We start from the raw sequence: 16257 nt of genomic DNA on the forward strand, positions 1-16257 counted from the left end.
GCGTCGGTGTCGCCGTGGCCGGCGGCCTGCTCGTACATCGTCAGGGCGCCGGCATGGTCGCCAGCCTCCTCCCGCCACCGAGCCAGAGCCGACAGCGCGCCGATGTCGCCGTGGTCGGCGGCCTGCACAACGGCCGCCTCGGCGCCGGCATGGTCGCCAGCCTGCTCCCGCAGATATGCCAAGTACCGCAGCGCGTCGGTGTCGCCGTGGCCGGCGGCCTGCTCGTACATCGTCAGGGCGCCGGCATGGTCGCCAGCCTCCTCCCGCCACCGAGCCAGAGCCGACAGCGTGCCGGTGTCACCGCGGTCGGCGGCCTCGCCGGCATCGGTGGGGTGGCGGCCGCTGAGCAGCTCGTGCAGCTCGACCACCGGCCACACCGCTTTCCTGTCGCCGTGGCCGGCGGCGTGCTCGTACATCGTCAGGGCGCCGTCGTAGTCGCCAGCCGCTTCCCGCAGATATGCCAAGTCCCGCAGGGCTCTGGTGTAGCCGCGTTCGGCGGCTTGCATTGCGAGGGCTTCGGCGCCGGCGTGGTCGCCGGCCTTCTCCCGTAGCTTTGCCAGATTCGACAGCGCGTCGACCCTGCCGCGGTGTACCGCTTGTTGGTAGAGCTGGGTGGCGCGGTGGTACCGGCCCCGCTGTTCGGCCTGTTGGCCGAGGTGGAAAAGGACGTTGGGGTTGGTGACGGTGCCGGCGGCGGCGATCCAGAATGCGGCGGGTGGGAAGGCGCCGGCACGTTCGCTGCGACCAGCTTGCTCGAGGTAGTCGGCAAGTCGGTAGTGCGGCTGCCCGCCGGAGAATGAGGAGTCGCCGGGTCGGGGTCGGATACGAGTCAACGGTCCCGGTACGCCGTGGCAAGGCCGCGCGGTGTAGGCCAGAGCCTGTTCCAGCCAGTCGTCGCCGGCCTGGTCCCAGTCGGTGTCGTTCATGTATCCGGGAGCGGCCTGCTCCAGCAGCGCGTGCGGGATCTCAAGGGCATTGCCAAGGCGCCGCGCGTCGATCGCGACATCGATGATGGCCCGCGCGGCGGGTGGGGCGTTGCGGTAGCGACGCAGTAGTTCGGGGACGCCGGCCAGGTGTTGAGTGATCCGTCCGGCCTGGGCATGCTCGGCAGCGTGACGCAATCGCGGGTCGCCGTCTGCAGCGGCTCGCAGGGCGCGCAGATCGGTGGCCCTGAACGTGTCCGGCACCGGGATCTCCACGGTCTCCGCAAGCAGGTCCCGCGCCTGTGGATACGGTTCATCTTCAGCGGCAGGGGGTGGGGCGGTCAGCGTTGTCCAGTACTTTGGCCATATTGTTCCCAAGATCAACACTGGTCCGCGGGCCGAGTCGCGTAGCAGGCTGCGCAGCCCAGCGCGGATTCGTTCCCCAACGCCACGATCCGGGGCGAGCAGGTAATGCTGGGCCTCGTTAAGCCACACGACCGTGTGCGGCCCGACCTTGTCCAAGTTCCGCGCCGCGGCATCAGGTCGGGACGGGTCGATCGGATGCCACAGCCACCACCTGTCCGGCAGGGACTGGATCGTCTCCCAGCAGGCCCGCGTTTTTCCCGTCGACGACCCGCCCACCAGCACCGCCATCCGGCTGGCTCCGCCAGCGGCAGCGTCTACCACCTGCCGCAGTTGCGCATCGTGGGCACGGGATACATACGGCGGCAACAGCGACAAACGGCCTCCGTGACCAGGCACATCGATCGCCCGATGTACCTCCAGCATCAGAGGCGTGTAATGGCCGATCGGCGCGCCCAACCGTGGCGAACGGCCCGACGATGTCCCTGTGGACGCTGCTGGCCGTCCACCTCGGTTAGTCCTCTTCTCAGCCCATGCCTGTTGGCGCAGCGTGAGCCACCAGTCCAGCGGGCGGGTCGGATACCCCTGCTGCTTGGCCGCCCAGCCCTGGAGAAAGGGCACCAGGAACCGCACCGCACTGGGGTCAGCGGGCACTGACTTGCCGCCGAGCCAGTCGCTGAGACTGCTGTCGGTCAGCTTTACCGGTGAGGGCTGCTGGCTGCCCTGCCTCACCACTACCCGATACTCCGGCGAGCCGGCCGCCTCGTATAACTCGCGTAACGCGGTAGCAAACCGCTCCGCGGCGGACAACAGTTGACTCATCGGGCGGCTGCCCAACACCGAGCTCCTGCTCCGGACCGGATCCGGACCGGAAAACTCTTCACCCCTCGCGGCCTGGGCATAGCCATACGGTAGTAGGCGGCCGCATCGCCGGAAACCGACCGGAGGCGCACAACGGAGGACACCAACCTCATCAAGACGCAGGAGTCCTCCCGATGTCGAGCCTTCCCGCCCTACTCCACGACAGCGCCCTCGGCGCAAGCATCGCTGCTGTGCTCTACGCCGCCACCGTCACGACCACGGCGCTCACCGCGCTGTTCGCTCGCACCCCTACCCGACGTCGGGCCGCCCAGACCGTTCTCAAGATCCTGCTCCGCCCCCGCAACGACCCCGAATGACAACGCGAAGTTGAGCGAGTTGGCTGCGGCGAAGGGAGTCACCGCCGGCCAGCTCGCCTTGGCCTGGGTGCAGCACCGGGGCGACGACGTGGTGACGATCCCCGGCACCCGGCGGCAGCGGTACCTGGAGGAGAACCTCGCAGCCCTGGACGTCGAGCTGTCCACCGAGGATCTCGCCGCCATCGAGGCCGCCACCCCGCCCGAGCAGGTCGCGGGTACCCGATACGACGCGACCAGCCTCATCTTCGTCAACGGCTGAGCCCGCCCGGCGCGATCTGGCTCGATCAGCTCACGGTCGTCCGTCAGGTCACGCCAGGAGGTCACGGCATGCGGCGGGTGACCACCCATGACCCGGTCATGTCGATCTGGAGCTGCAACCAGGCCAGCCGGACGAGACCTAGACGAGCTCCACCAGGGCTGATGACCTCGAACGACGCCTGATCCGACCGGCTCGCCGAGAGTTCACACCGAAGAGGTCTGCGGCGCCCACCTGAGTAACGCCTACTCCGTGTCCAGACGGTGGCCGCACCAGCCCTGGCCGGTTGTGATCTTCGACGGTCCACGGTGCCGTCAGTCCGGATTCACCTGCTGCTCACGGCCGCCCTTGACGCTGTCCGGGTCCAAAATCCCGAGCGATCGGAGTTGTCCGGGTGAACAATCCTTCCGACGACAACAGAATCGGCCCACCGCGCATAGGGCGACGCTCCTTCCTTGGCCTGACCGGTGTCAGCGCGGCAGCGGTGGCTCTCGGCACCGGCGTGCCCGCCGACGCCGCGCCGCTGGGCGGGGGGCGGGTGCCCGCCGATCCGTTCCGCCTCGGTGTGGCCTCTGGTGATCCCGAGCCGCACAGCGTCGTGCTGTGGACGCGGCTGGCTCCGGACCCGCTGGCCGCGGACGGGCATGGCGGGATGCCCGCCGCCGCGGTGGACGTCGAGTACGAGGTAGCTGAGGACGAGCGGTTCTCCCGAGTGGTCCGCCGGGGCCGCGCCGTCGCGACCGCGGAGCTGGCGCACTCCGTCCACCCCGAGGTGCACGGGCTGCGCCCCGGCCGCGAGTACTTCTACCGTTTCCGGGCGGGCAACCACATCAGCCCGACCGGTCGCACCCGCACCGCCCCAGCGCGGGAGGATCGCACGCCGGCTCTGTCCTTCGCGCTCGCCTCGTGCCAGGCGTGGTACCACGGGCACTTCACGGCCTATCGGCACATGGCCGCCGAGGACCTTGACCTCGTGTTCTTCCTCGGTGACTACATCTACGAGTACGGCATCAACTCCGGCAACCTGTGGCGCGCTGGCGTCCAGGTCGGGCCGGAGCATGACGCCGAGGTCCGGACCCTGGAGCAGTACCGGCTTCGGTACGCGTTGTTCAAGACCGACCCGCACCTCCAGGCGGTGCACGCACGCGCGCCGTGGGTGGTGACCTGGGACGACCACGAGGTGCAGAACAACTACGCGGACGTGTACTCGCAGTACGGAATCTCGCCCGCGGACTTCGAGCGGCGGCGGGCGGTGGCCTACCGCGCGTACTACGAGAACATGCCGCTGCGGAGCAGTTCGCTCCCGCAGGGGCCGGACATGCGGCTGTACCGCAGGATGACGTGGGGGCAGATCGCCGAGTTCAACGTGCTGGACACACGCCAGTACCGGGACAACTTTCCCACCGACAGCAGCGCCGGTGGCGAGCACACCGAGCCGAGCCGGTCGATCCTCGGCGCTGCCCAGGAACGCTGGCTGGTCGACGGCCTCCGCCGCTCCGAGGCCACCTGGAATGTGCTCGCCCAGCAGGTGGTGATGGCGCAGATCGACCGGGACACCGGGCCCGGGAAGACGTTCAGCATGGACCAGTGGGACGGGTTCTCGGCCAGCCGGGACCGGGTCCTCGACGCGGTGCGGCGGTATGACGTCGACAACCTGGTCGTGCTCACCGGCGACATCCACCGGCACGTCGCGGCTGAACTGAAGGCGGACTTCAACGACCCGGCCTCAGCCACCATCGGCACGGAACTCGTGGTGACGTCGATCGGTTCGGACGGCGACGGCTCGCCGACCGACAGCTACACCGCGCTCTGGATGGGTAACCCGCACGTCAAGTTCTACGACGGCCGCCGGGGTTATGTGCACTGCACGATGACTCCCGACCGGCTGACCTCCGATTTCAAGATCGTGGACTACGTCAGGCGCGACGACGCCGCTCCGCTGTCCACCGTCGCACGTTTCGTCACCGAGGCCGGCCGGCCCGGTCTGCGTCGGGAGGCGTGATGAGCAGCAACTGGACCCCGGTCCGCGACCTCGACGCGACGGCCGGGATCGGCCGGATCGATCTCACCTGGCAGGCCCGTTCCTACCGCCCGCTGGTCGACCACTTCGCGGTGTACGGCTCACCCGACCCCGGATTCCGGCCCGGCCCCGACACCCTCATCGGCAAGACCATCTACAGCCAGCTGCGCCACGACGGGCTCGGGCCGCGCGGCCAGACCTGGTACTACCGGGTGGTCACCGTGGACGCGGCCGGCGAGCGCAGCCGGGCCACGGACCTGCTGGCCGCCACCTCGGTCGAGTCGGTGACCATCAGCGGCCGGCCCATCGCTGTCATCGGTGACTTCGACCGCAAGAGCCTGGAATTGGCGTTGGCGCCCAACGGGTACCAGCAGTACTCCAGCACATTCCCCGACGGCGCCGACTACACCCACGGAGTGAGTACGCCGGAAGCCGACTGGCCGTACCTGCATCCGGGCCCGGCTGATCGGTGGGCGGGCAGCAGGTCCCACACGTTCCGTTTCCGGTTCCGGCTTCCCGAGCCGCCGGGGCGGGACCTCACGCTCGCGATCTGGCTGATCGACACGCATGCCAGCGCGCCCGGCCGCATCGCCGTGTCGTGCAACGGCCGGGCCGTGACCGACGTGCCGCTAGAAACGGGTGCCACGCGGGGGTCCTTGCAGGGCGACGCGACCGTACCGGGCAGCCCGCTACGCCCGTCCATCGTGGAGATCGCCCTGCCGCGGAACGCGTTCGTGGCCGGCGAGAACGTGTTGACGTTCGACAAGTCGGAGGGGTCATGGCACGCCTACGACGCGGTCGGCGTCTTCGAGCCGCCCGCCTCCGCGTCGTAACGTCGGCGGCCCGGTAGAGGCTGCCGGGTCACCAGGTGTGAGACGAGGAAAGGCCCGCGACCGCTGGCGGGCCTTTCCTCGTCGGTGCCGGAACCACGCGTACGCGCGGTGCACGGACGCCTCAGTTCAGCGTCGAGGTGTCGATCACGAACCGGCCCCGCACGTCGGAGGCGAGTGCCGCCCGTTAGGCCTCGTTGATCTTGTCGGCAGGGATGAGGCCAGAAGTCGCTGCCACCGAGCGTCATCGCCGCACACGACGCGGCTCGAAAACGGCACTCGTCACAGCGCATCCGAGTCGAGCACGTCATCGGCCACCTCAAGAACTGGCGGATTCTGGCCCGCTACCACGGCCGACGCGAACACTTCGACGCCTCCATCCGCGCCATCGCAGGCCTGCTGTCCGACCACCAACACACCGACCGCACCGAACACACCACCAAGCGACCGAAGGCCCTACCAGCGACAGCCCACCACCGATGAAGCGGCCAATCCCCGAGGAGACGGCGACTCCAGACAACGGTGCACGAGGTCGTTAGCCAGCAGGCAAGTCCAGCGGCGCCGTGATGGCGAGGAACTGCGGTTTGACCTGTCGAGCGGGTCGCGTTCACCGCGGATGCCTTACGGGCACCCGGACCTGCTGCTCGGTCGGGCCGCCGCCGCTGGCCTGATCACCGCCGAAGCCGCCGAGCTGATCAGCGCGACCCGATTCGGCGACGCACTGATCGAGCACCTGGCCGCTGAGCAGGGCGTGACCGCGTCGGCCCTGCGGATGCGGCGACGCCGTGCCGAGCGCGTCGTGGCCGCCGCCGTCACGCGAGGCGACCTGTCCGGCCCGATCCACTCGTCCAGCCGCCGCGAAGTCACCCTGGCGGCCTAAACTAAACAAGAGGATCATCAACCAAGGACTGCTTCCGTGGTAAACCCGGGTCCCCAATGGAGCCCGCAGGGGTTAAAGGTAAAGTTCGCTGCGGACGGCTCGTCTGACGGGTGGAGCACCAGTTTTGGAAGTCGGTGGCTGGTTGCCCCACGATGTCCGAATCTCCTGTTCAGCCGGTTGGCATTGGTGACCGCTAATGCCCTTGGTGACCGTTCGACGAACCAGTTATTGGCCCGTGGCTGGCCCACGGGTTCGGTGGCTGCCCGCTCTGGTCCGATGCCGCCACAGGGCCACGGCGACCAATCCAGCGGCGAGAACAGTCAGCATCGCACCGATCGCAAACCACCAACGGCCGGACCACTGCACAGGCGCAGGTGCTGCCACGACAGGCGTCGGGGTCGCTGCGGACGCGGACGGTGCGCCCGGCAACTGGCGGATCCCGAAACACAGCCCAGTGGCGCCGTCGACCGAATTCACCCGGTACCGGGTGCCAGCGCGAAAGTCGTAGCCGCAGCTGGCCTCGCCGCGGCTCACGGCCAGCCTGAGCGTGGCATCTGACCGACTGCCCTTCTCGACCGACTCGACCGCGAGTTGGACGACCCTGTCCGTCACCGCAGTGACAGTGCCGATGACGATAAGGTCCGCCCGCTCGTCCTCCTGGTCGGGCCGCAAGGCGCAAGAGCAGGCCCAAGCGGGCTGCACCGGTGAGACCAGCACGACGAGGCCGAGGCTGAGAGTGGTCAGGGCAACCAGAATCGCGGCGCGCAGCTTCATGCGATCACCGACGCGCGCGAAGCCCCAAGGGTTCCATCATTCGTGGAGTACGGGCCCTCATCGCCGTCACCGCACCCCGAATCCCCACCGACGCAATGCCCACCTGGCTCGCCCTGACCCGCCCCGCCATCACCCACACAGTCACCGCCGCCGCCGGCATCTTCCTCATGCGCGCAGCACTCACCCTCACCACCCCTGTCGCCCGCGACGGGCGGCTGGTGACTCGGCGGGACGAGTCGAAGGACCGGGCGTTCCGCAGCCGCAGGTCGGTCAGCGACGACGAGGCGGATCTGTTGATCCGCAACACCTACAAGGTGCTGCTGACCCGTGGCATGCGCGGCACCGTTCTCTACTCCACCGACGCCGAGACCCGGGAATTCCTGGCCTCGCTGGTCCGGTTGACGCGGAGTCTGGAGACCGTGTACGAGCCGGTCGCGCCCGGCGTCGTCGAGCGTCGTATCCCGCTGAACTGACGTCATGGGCTGATGTCGATCGACGACTCCCCCGAGTACCCGGAACTCGAGGGCGCGTACCTGATCGGAGTGAGTTCCCTCGGCGTTGGGGGCTCAGCGTGGCATGGGTCAGGTTTTGCGAACTGCGTTGGTGAAGCCGGCGATGAAGAGGGTGGCGAAGGTCCAGGCGAGCAGTTGCAGGAACCAGCTGGCGATGGTGATGGTTTGGCCGGCGGGGGTGTTGGTGGGTTGGCAGCGGTCGCGGGCGCTGGTTTTGATCAGTGGGGTGCCGAGGTCGAGGCCCACGCCGATCTGGTCGATGGTGGAGCAGGCGGTGACTGCGACCTCTCCGGCGATCGCCGGCTTCTGGGCGAGGCCGCCGTGGTGGCCGCTGGTGACGCTGAGGGTGACTGCGGTCGCGAGCGTGGCGAGGAGCAGGAGCAGGGCCCGCCAGGGCTGGTAGCCGTAGCCGAGGGTGATGCCGGTGAGGCGACCCCAGGCGCGTTCGGAGGTGGTCAGTCCGGCGCGCTGGATCTGGTCGCGGCGTTGGGCGATGAGAATGGTGCGGGCGTCGCGGTCGTGGCCGGCGGCGCGGTACGCGGCGGCGAGGTGCTGGTAGGGCTGGGCGGCGTAGCCGGGGGTGTGCTCGCGCAGCAGGGTCAGCCAGCGCGGCAGTGACGCTGGTCGCGGCAGGCCGCTGTAGGTGAGGCCGTCCAACTCGATCAGCGATCCCTGGTCCGGTGCCGTGTGCGTTGCTCGGTCGGTGTCGAGGCGGAGGGTCCCGCCGATGCGCGCACCGGTCAACACCAGCGCCGTCTGGCCGTCTGTGCTGGTGGCGGTGAACCCGTCGTCCAGGTGCACGTCCTGGTCGACCCGGAGGCCGTCGGTGTTGAGGGCGGGTCCGGTGGTGTTCTCCAGTCGTGCCCCGCCGCAGTAGAGGACGCCGCCGATGTGAGCACCGGGCAGCTGGATCGTGCCCAGCTCGCTGGCGCTGGTGGCGGTGAACCCGCCGTCCAGGGCCACGTCCCGGTCGACCTGGAGGTGGTCGGCTTCGAGGGCGGGCCCGTTGGTGTTCTTCAGCCGTGCCCCGCCGCAGTCCAATGTGCCGAGGTGGGCGGCGAGTAGCCGGATCGTGCCCTGCTCGCTGGCGCTGGTGGCGGTGAACCCGTCGTGCAGTAACACGTCATGGTCGACCTGGAGGTGGTCGGCGTTGAGGGCGGGCCCGGTGGTGTTCCGCAGCTGCGCTCCGCCGCAGTTCAGTTGGCCGCCGAGGCGGGCACCGAGTAGCCGGACCGTGCCTCGCTGGCTGGCGCTGGTGGCGGTGAACCCGTCGCGCAGGAACACGCTCTGGTCGACCTGGAGGCCGTCGGCGTCGAGGGCGGGCCCGGTGGTGTTCTCGAGCCGCGCTCCGCCGCAGTCCAATGTGCCGAGGCGGGCGGCGAGTAGCCGGACCGTGCCCTGCTCGCTGGCGCTGGCGACGGTGCTCCCCTCGAGCGAGAGCACCCGCGCGGCAAAGCGTGTGGCGTCGACCGGCGCGTCGTCCGAATCTGCCGCCTGCTCGATGCGGCATCCGGTCAGGGCAACCGCCAACAGGTGGGCATTGCGGAGATTCACGCCGCTGGGCAGCAAACAGTCGCGCAGCTCCAGCGCCAGGTCACTGGTGATGTTCTCCAGATCGACCTGACCGGCGATCCGGGCTCCGCGTAGCCGCAGGCCGTGTGGGTCGGGTTGGCTGACCAGACGGCCGCGGACGAGTTCGCGGATGACCGAAGCCGAGACCGTCCGCTCATGGCCCCAGGACCGCATCGCTGCCTCGTCGACCGGCCCGTCGCCGGCCAGATCGAGCACCTCGCCGCTGGCGACGGACTCGATCAGTCGCCGCTCGACAGGACTGTGCGCTCGACCGTCCGCATCCCTCACCCGCCGGCCGCCTGCTGACGTCATGGCGCCAATGATTGCAGCCACGTCAGCTACCGCGATCCCCTGACCGGGCCACGGCCCGCGACCCGTCGGTCGTTCGGCGTCGTGGACGATGGTAAGTGCGTCGGAGGGGGTTAGCGGCAGCTAGGGCGGCGGGGATCTTTGGTGCTCTCTGTCGCTCTATAGTGGAGTGTGTGAATTTGAAGGAGTGGGCGGCGTCGCAGGGCGTCGCGTACATCACCGCTCGTCGGCAGTACGCGGCCGGGACATTGCCCGTTCCTACATACCGGCTCGGGCGGCTCATCATGGTCGGCGATCCCCTAACGGGCGCCACTCGGAACGCCGGGCAGGTCGTGGTCTATGCCCGGGTGTCGTCGTCGGAGCAGAAGACGGATCTGGACCGGCAGGTCGCCCAGTCACCACGTGGGCGACCGGACGGCGTCTGGCCGTGGACCGGGTGGTGACCGAGGTCGGATCCGCACTGAATGGGCACGGCGAGAGGTTCCTGGCCCTGCTGCGCGACCCGGCCGTGACGACCATCGTCGTGGAGCACCGCGACCGGCTCGCGCGTTTCGGAGCCGAGTATGTCGAAGCCGCCCTCGCCGCGCAGGGGCGTCGGCTGCTCGTGGTCGACCCGGCCGAGGTAGACGACGACCTGGTGCGCGACGTAACCGAGATCCTGACGTCGCTGTGCGCCCGCCTCTACGGGCGGGGTGCCGCCGCGAACCGTGCCGGCCGCGCTGTCGAGGCCGCCACCAAGGACGACCCGGGGTGAAGACGATCCAGGCGTACCGGTTCGCCCTCGACCTGACCCCGGGCCAGGAGCGTGCGGTGCTGGCGCATGCCGGGGCCGCTCGCGTTTCGCACAACTGGGCGCTGGCGCGGGTCAAGGCCGTCATGGACCAGCGGGCCGCCGAACGAACCTACGGCGTGCCGGACGACCTGCTGACCCCACGCATGTCGTGGACGCTGCCCGCCCTGCGCAAGACGTGGAACGCCGCCAAGGAGCAGGTCGCCCCGTGGTGGAGGGAATGTTCGAAGGAGGCGTTCAACACCGGCCTGGATGCGCTCGCTCGCGGGTTGAAGAATTGGGCTGACTTTCGTTCCGGTAAGCGGGCCGGACGGCCGGTCGGGTTCCCCCGGTTCAAGTCCCGCCGCCGCACCACTCCGTCGGTGCGGTTCACCACCGGCACGATCCGGGTCGAGCCGGGCCGTAAGCATGTGGTGCTGCCCCGACTGGGACGGTTGAAGCTGCACGAGTCGGCCCGAAAGCTCGCCCGCCGCCTCGAAGCAGGCACCGCCCGGATCATGTCCGCCACCCTCCGCCGTGACGGCGGCCGGTGGCACGTCGCCTTCTGCGTCGAGGTTGAGCGATGCGAGCGAACGCCGGCCCGACCCGACAGCGTGGTCGGTGTGGACGTCGGGATCACGCACCTCGCGGTGCTGTCCACCGGCGAACTGGTCGACAATCCGCGCCATCTGAGCGTCGCGCAGGCCCGGCTGCGGACGCTGGGCCGGGCGCTGTCGCGCAAGCAGGGTCCGGACCGGCGTATCGGACGACGGCCGTCGAAACGGTGGGAACGCGCCGCTGCCCGGCTCGGCCGCGTCCACGCCCGCGTCGCGAATCTGCGCCGAGACGGCATACACAAGCTCACCACCCGACTCGCCCGCGAGCACGGCACAATCGTGGTCGAAGACCTCAACGTGGCCGGCATGCTCGCCAACCGCAGGCTGGCCCGGCACATCACCGACGCCGGACTCGCCGAGATTCGCCGGCAGCTCACCTACAAGACCCAGTGGAACGGCGCACGACTGATCATCGCCGACCGCTGGTACCCATCCAGCAAGACATGCTCGGGTTGCGGCGCGACGAAAGCCAAGCTCGCCCTGTCCGAGCGCGAGTACCACTGCCAGGCGTGCGGCCTGGTCATCGACCGCGACCGCAACGCTGCGCTGAACCTCGCCGCCCTCGCGGCCGAGCTCGACCCCGCCGGGAGTGGCCCGGTGGCAGCACGTGGAGCCGACCATAAGACCCGCGTACGCGGGCAGGTGGCCATGAAACGTGAACCCGGCACGGCATCCGCCGGTCAGACCGGGACCGTCCCACCGCAAGGTAGGACTGCCGATCGCGCGCTCACCAGAGCGCACTGAAGGTAACGGTGAGGCCGTCAGCGCGCCGGCAGTGTCGGCGCCGTCAGAGGCTGCTGCGGTACGGCGGCATGAACCGCAGTCTGGGCATCTGGTCGGCGAGCACTCCCCCGTCGACGACCAGGTGGGTGCCGTTGATGTAACGGCCGGCGTCGGAGGCGAGTAACAGGAGCGCGCCGACGCAGTCGGCCGGCGTGCCGTAGCCGCCGCGCAACGGGATTCGCTCCTCCCAGGCGGCGTCGAACGCCTGCCGGTCCAGGGAGAACTCGCCGTCGATCGGGGTGGCGATCATCCCGGGGGCGATCGTGTTGGCGGTGATGCCGTGCGGCCCCAGCTCGGCGGCGAGCGACCGGGTGAGCAGCTCGACGGCGCCCTTGGAGGCGTTGTAGTGGGCCAGTCCGGCCTCCGCCACCAGCCCGTTCTTCGAGGAGATGTTGACGATGCGGCCAGCCACCCCGTCGGCGATCATGTGCTCGGCGACGCGTTGCGCGAGGAAGAAGACGGCGTCCACGTTCACCCGCATCACCTCCCGCCAGTTGGCGACGGTGATCTCGTTGAAGTGTTCCAGCCGGGCCACCCCGGCGTTGTTGACCAGGACGTGCACCGGCCCGTGGGCACGCCGCAGCTCGTCCACCCAGGGGGCGATCGCCTCGGTGTCGGCCAGGTCGAAGGCGTACGGGTGGCAGGCGCGGCCGCGGTCGGTGATCGCGGCGGCGACCGCGTCGAGGTCGACGCCGGGCCGGTCGACGACCACGACGTCGGCGCCGGCGGCGGCGAGCCCGGTGGCGAAGGCCGCCCCGAGCCCGCGCGCCGCACCGGTCACCACGGCCAGCCGGCCGGACAGGTCGAAGGAGGGCGGTACGACGGTCATGCCAACACCAGCAGGTCGAGCGACGGGCGGTGGATCAGCTGCTCGATCTGCTCGGTGTCGAGCGGGTCGAGGCCGGGGATGCCGGGCACCCGGCCCACCGCCCGCAGCCCCTCGATCGAGGCGTCGACGGTGGTGAAGGGGTAGTCGCTGCCGAACAGCAGTTTGTGCCACACCCCGTAGTCCTGGACGAGCCGGAGGCTGTGCCAGAGCTGGAAGGGTCGGTAGTGCAGCGCGGAGACGTCGGCGTAGACGTGCCGGTGCTTACGGATGACCGCGATGCACTCCCCCTCGTACGGGTGGCCGAGGTGGGCCAGCACCATCCGCAGCTCGGGGTGGCGGATCGCCACCTCGTCGAGGTGCACCGGCAGGGCGTAGCGCAGCGGTGCGGCGGAGACGAAGGTGGTCCCGGTGTGCACGAGCAGCGGCAGTCCGTGCCGGACGGCGTAGGTGTACAGGTCGTCGTAGGCCGGGTCGGCCGGGTCGAATCCGGCGTACATGGGCATCAGTTTGATGCCGCGCAGGCCGAGGTCGCGGTGCCCGTGCTCCAGCTCGTCGCGCCAGCCGGGCTGGGTGGGGTCCAGGGCGAGGTAGCCGACCAGCCGGTCGGGCTGGGCGGCGACGTACGCGGCCACGGCGGCGTCGTCGACCCAGAGGCCGGAGCGGCGGGCCTTGCCGCCGACCACGATCGTCTTCGTGTCCTGCGGTGCGGTGGCCGCGTACTCCGACCACCGCACCGTCAGGTCGACCTCGCCGCCGTGTGCCCGGGCCGCCTCGGCGGCGAACGGGTCGCCGACGTGGTCCGGGCAGTCGAACAGGTGCGAGTGCACGTCGACGATCATCGGCGGTCCCGCTTCTCCCAGCCCTCGGCGAACATGTTCCAGAAGCCGTGGCTCGGCGGGTGCTCGACGAACACCTCGTCGACCAGCTCGACGCCGAGGCCGGGTGCGGTGGGCAGGTCGATGTGCCCGTCGACCACGGGCAGGGCGCCGCGCACCGCGTCGAAGACGTACTCCTCCAGCAGGCCGTCGAACGTCTCCAGGATCTTGAAGTTCGGCATGCCGAGGACCGCGTGCACCGAGGCGGTGGTGCACAGCGGCGAGTTGGAGTTGTGCGGGGCGACCACCATGGCGTGCTGGTCGGCGATGGCGGCGAGCTTGCGCACCTCGGTGAAGCCGCCGGCCATGGAGAGGTCGGGTTGGATGATGTCGACCGCGCCGGTGGCGAACAGCCGGGCGTACTCGTAACGGTTGTGGAAGTGCTCGCCGCCGGAGATGGGCATGGTGGCGCGGGCGCGCAGCTCGGCGTACCGCTCGATGTGGGTCCACGGCAGCGGTTCCTCGAACCAGCCGAGGTCGAACGGCTCCAGCTCCCGGACGAGCCGGGCGGCGGTGTGCATCGCGAAGCGGGCGTGGCCCTCGACGAACAGCTCGGTCTCGGGCCCGACGGCGTCGCGGACGGCGGCGACGATGTCGACCGAGCGGCGCAGCTCGGCGCGGGACAGCTCGCCGAGGCCGGCGCCGAACGGGTCGAACTTCAGCGCGGTGTAGCCCTTGGCGACGGTGGCGACGGCCCGTTCGGCGAAGGCGGCGGGCTCCCGGTCGCCGGTGTACCAGCCGTTGGCGTAGACCCGGACGCGGTCGCGGCAGGCCCCGCCGGTCAGCCGGTAGGCGGGCACGCCGAGGGCCTTGCCCATGATGTCGTAGAGGGCCTGGTCGACGCCGGAGACGACGATCCCGCCGACGTCGCCGCCGCGCAGGAAGTCGCCCTGGTACATGCGCAGCCAGATCTCCTCGACGTCGAACGGGTCGGCGCCGATCAGGTGCCGTCCGGCCATCGCCTCGGCGAGCTGGCAGGTCTCCCGCGACCGGTACGGGTGGGTGATCTCGCCGACGCCGGAGAGCCCGGCGTCGGTGTGCACGCGTACGTAGGAGAAGTCGCGCCAGGCGGTGCCGAGGGTGAGGGTCTCCACCCGGCTGATCCGCCCGGCCGGGCCGACCGGGCGTGTCTTGTCGACGGTCAGCATCAGCGCCGCCCTCCCCCGGTGGCGGTCGCGCCGCCCATGGTGGCGGTGCCGGCCAGCTCGGTCACCCCGCCGGCGGCGAGGGTGTCGCGGACGGCCGCCCGGGTGGCGTCGACGAGGTGGTCGATGTCGGCGTCGGTGTGGGCGTACGAGATGTGGTTGCGCTTGAGGTTCAGCGGCAGCTCGAAGATGCCGTGCTCGGGCATCCGCCGCCGGTAGCCGATGAACATGCCGGCATCGTTGCGGAGCAGGTCGTCGTAGCTGCGCGGCGCCGGGCCGGGCATGAAGTACGTCACGAAGACGGAGCCGTGGCCGGTGACCACGGCGGGGACGCCGAGGTCGGCGAGGACCTCGGTGATGCCGGCGCGGGCCCGCTCGCCGAGCCGGTAGACGTGCTCGTGCACGGGTTCGGCGCGCAGCTTGTCGAGGGTGGCGATGGCGGCGGCGACCACGGCCGGGTGGCCGTTGTAGGTGCCGGCGAAGAACGCGGGCGCGCCGGGGTGGGTGCTGAACAGGTCCATCAGGTCGGCCCGGCCGCCCAGGGCGCCGATCGGGTAGCCGTTGGCGATGGCCTTGCCGAGGGTGGTCAGGTCGGGGGTGACGCCGCTGATCTTCTGCCAGCCGCCGAGGTCGTGCCGGAAGCCGGTGATCACCTCGTCGAAGACGAGCACGCTGCCGGCCCGGGTGCACTCCTCGCGCAGGGTGCGCAGGAATTCCTGGTCGGGCAGGAGGCAGCCGACGTTGTGCGGCACCGGCTCGACGATGACGGCGGCGATGTCGTCGCCGTGCGCGGCGAAGGCGGCCCGCACGGCGGCCACGTCGTTGAAGCGCAGCACGAGGGTGGCGTCGAGGACCTCGGGCAGGATGCCGGTGGAGATCGGGTCGGCCACGCCCACCTTGTCGGGGGCGGAGATGACGTTGAGGCTGACCGAGTCGTGCCAGCCGTGGTAGCAGCCCTGGAACTTGACCACCAGGCGCCGGCCGGTGGCGGCGCGGGCGACCCGCAGGGCGTGGAAGGTGGCCTCGCTGCCGGTGCTGGTGAGCAGCACCTTCTCGATGCTGGGCACCAGCTCGGCGAGGGTCTCGGCGAGCCGGACCTCCCCGTCGGTGACGGCCACGCCGCACAGGTCCAGCCGTCTGCCGGCCTCGGTGACGGCGGCGTTGACGTCGGGGTCGTTGTGGCCGAGCAGGGGTGGCCCGAAGGCCGCGTGGTAGTCGGTGTACTGGCGCCCGTCGGTGTCCCAGAAGTGCGCTCCGGAGGCCCGGGCGATCACCAGCTCGGTGAGGCCGGGGATGCTGCGCTGTCCGCTGTTGACGCCGCCGGGGATGACGCGGCGCGCCCGCTCGGCGAGCGTGGCGTCGGTCGGGGCCGATCGTGAATTCACACCTTCTCCTCATCGGTGCGGCGCGGCGACCCAGCCCGGTCGCGCGCCGCGGGGGTGTCCGCCGCAGGAGGAACTTTTCGAGATTTCGGAACACTGTTCGGCATTGCCAAACGATGTTCGGGATACTAAGCACGCTTGATCGCGGTGGTCAACAGGTCGGGTGCCAAAATCTCGAACAGCTTTGTTACGCTGTTCGGCCTTGGCGAACAGATTCGGCTTCCCCCTGCCCGAAAGAAG

General features: G+C 70.0%; 15 protein-coding genes and 1 pseudogene. 8 read left to right on the forward strand and 8 right to left on the reverse strand.

Features of this window, described 5'->3' with window-relative positions:
* Positions 1 to 2108: tetratricopeptide repeat protein (locus ACFY23_RS24760; RefSeq protein WP_387051283.1), on the reverse strand; the 2108-nt coding region annotated here is incomplete at its 3' end.
* 173 nt (positions 2109 to 2281) lie between these two features.
* Here ACFY23_RS24760 and ACFY23_RS24765 point away from each other — a divergent pair.
* The 4 genes from ACFY23_RS24765 to ACFY23_RS24780 all read left to right on the forward strand — a co-directional run bounded on the left by ACFY23_RS24765 (position 2282) and on the right by ACFY23_RS24780 (position 5573).
* On the forward strand, positions 2282 to 2464 hold the full coding sequence (locus ACFY23_RS24765) for a hypothetical protein (RefSeq protein ID WP_350677049.1): 183 nt from the start codon (positions 2282 to 2284) through the stop codon (positions 2462 to 2464).
* Between the two features lie 10 nt (positions 2465 to 2474).
* Complete coding sequence (locus ACFY23_RS24770) at positions 2475 to 2723, forward strand: aldo/keto reductase (protein ID WP_350677047.1); 249 nt, start codon at positions 2475 to 2477, stop codon at positions 2721 to 2723.
* 481 nt (positions 2724 to 3204) lie between these two features.
* Complete coding sequence (locus ACFY23_RS24775; protein ID WP_350677045.1) at positions 3205 to 4722, forward strand: alkaline phosphatase D family protein; 1518 nt, start codon at positions 3205 to 3207, stop codon at positions 4720 to 4722.
* On the forward strand, positions 4722 to 5573 hold the full coding sequence (locus ACFY23_RS24780; protein ID WP_350677042.1) for a polysaccharide lyase family protein: 852 nt from the start codon (positions 4722 to 4724) through the stop codon (positions 5571 to 5573). Before ACFY23_RS24775 ends, ACFY23_RS24780 begins: the two co-directional genes overlap by 1 nt.
* A gap of 279 nt (positions 5574 to 5852) precedes the next feature.
* On the opposite strand, the gene ACFY23_RS24785 is transcribed toward ACFY23_RS24780, so the two are convergent.
* Positions 5853 to 6005 (reverse strand): hypothetical protein, encoded by a 153-nt coding sequence (locus ACFY23_RS24785; protein ID WP_350677040.1) that lies wholly within the window; start codon positions 6003 to 6005, stop codon positions 5853 to 5855.
* 181 nt (positions 6006 to 6186) lie between these two features.
* On the opposite strand from ACFY23_RS24785, the gene ACFY23_RS24790 reads away from it, so the two are divergent.
* Entirely contained in the window at positions 6187 to 6450 is a 264-nt protein-coding gene (locus tag ACFY23_RS24790; protein WP_350677037.1) for a hypothetical protein, read from the forward strand.
* A gap of 225 nt (positions 6451 to 6675) precedes the next feature.
* Here the strand turns inward: ACFY23_RS24790 and ACFY23_RS24795 are convergent, their stop codons facing one another.
* Complete coding sequence (locus ACFY23_RS24795) at positions 6676 to 7224, reverse strand: hypothetical protein (RefSeq protein WP_350677035.1); 549 nt, start codon at positions 7222 to 7224, stop codon at positions 6676 to 6678.
* A gap of 95 nt (positions 7225 to 7319) precedes the next feature.
* Here ACFY23_RS24795 and ACFY23_RS24800 point away from each other — a divergent pair, with 95 nt between their 5' ends.
* The gene (locus ACFY23_RS24800) at positions 7320 to 7697 is read left to right on the forward strand and encodes a DNA/RNA helicase domain-containing protein (RefSeq protein ID WP_350677032.1); all 378 of its coding nucleotides are present in this window, start codon (positions 7320 to 7322) and stop codon (positions 7695 to 7697) included.
* 108 nt (positions 7698 to 7805) lie between these two features.
* Here ACFY23_RS24800 and ACFY23_RS24805 read toward each other — a convergent pair whose 3' ends face one another.
* Positions 7806 to 9620: a hypothetical protein gene (locus ACFY23_RS24805; protein ID WP_350677030.1), complete on the reverse strand. Its 1815-nt coding sequence runs from the start codon at positions 9618 to 9620 to the stop codon at positions 7806 to 7808.
* Positions 9621 to 9790: 170 nt separating this feature from the next.
* On the opposite strand from ACFY23_RS24805, the pseudogene ACFY23_RS24810 reads away from it, so the two are divergent.
* Together ACFY23_RS24810 and tnpB are read left to right on the forward strand one after the other, a co-directional pair.
* Positions 9791 to 10371: pseudogene (locus ACFY23_RS24810) on the forward strand (IS607 family transposase).
* Entirely contained in the window at positions 10368 to 11747 is a 1380-nt protein-coding gene (gene tnpB / locus ACFY23_RS24815; RefSeq protein ID WP_350677029.1) for an IS607 family element RNA-guided endonuclease TnpB, read from the forward strand. Before ACFY23_RS24810 ends, tnpB begins: the two are co-directional and overlap by 4 nt.
* A 43-nt stretch (positions 11748 to 11790) precedes the next feature.
* On the opposite strand, the gene ACFY23_RS24820 is transcribed toward tnpB, so the two are convergent.
* Genes ACFY23_RS24820 through ACFY23_RS24835 form a run of 4 tightly spaced genes read right to left on the reverse strand, consistent with a single transcriptional unit; the run spans position 11791 to position 16020 of the window.
* Complete coding sequence (locus ACFY23_RS24820; protein WP_350677026.1) at positions 11791 to 12615, reverse strand: SDR family oxidoreductase; 825 nt, start codon at positions 12613 to 12615, stop codon at positions 11791 to 11793.
* Complete coding sequence (locus tag ACFY23_RS24825; RefSeq protein ID WP_350677024.1) at positions 12612 to 13454, reverse strand: amidohydrolase family protein; 843 nt, start codon at positions 13452 to 13454, stop codon at positions 12612 to 12614. The genes ACFY23_RS24820 and ACFY23_RS24825 overlap by 4 nt, the downstream gene beginning before the upstream one ends.
* Positions 13451 to 14638: a mandelate racemase/muconate lactonizing enzyme family protein gene (locus ACFY23_RS24830; protein ID WP_350677021.1), complete on the reverse strand. Its 1188-nt coding sequence runs from the start codon at positions 14636 to 14638 to the stop codon at positions 13451 to 13453. Before ACFY23_RS24830 ends, ACFY23_RS24825 begins: the two co-directional genes overlap by 4 nt.
* The gene (locus ACFY23_RS24835) at positions 14638 to 16020 is read right to left on the reverse strand and encodes an aspartate aminotransferase family protein (protein WP_350677019.1); all 1383 of its coding nucleotides are present in this window, start codon (positions 16018 to 16020) and stop codon (positions 14638 to 14640) included. Before ACFY23_RS24835 ends, ACFY23_RS24830 begins: the two co-directional genes overlap by 1 nt.
* Positions 16021 to 16257: the final 237 nt, after the last annotated feature.

Origin of the sequence: Micromonospora sp. NPDC000121 (genome assembly GCF_042899165.1) — a bacterium.
Lineage (GTDB): Bacteria > Actinomycetota > Actinomycetes > Mycobacteriales > Micromonosporaceae > Micromonospora.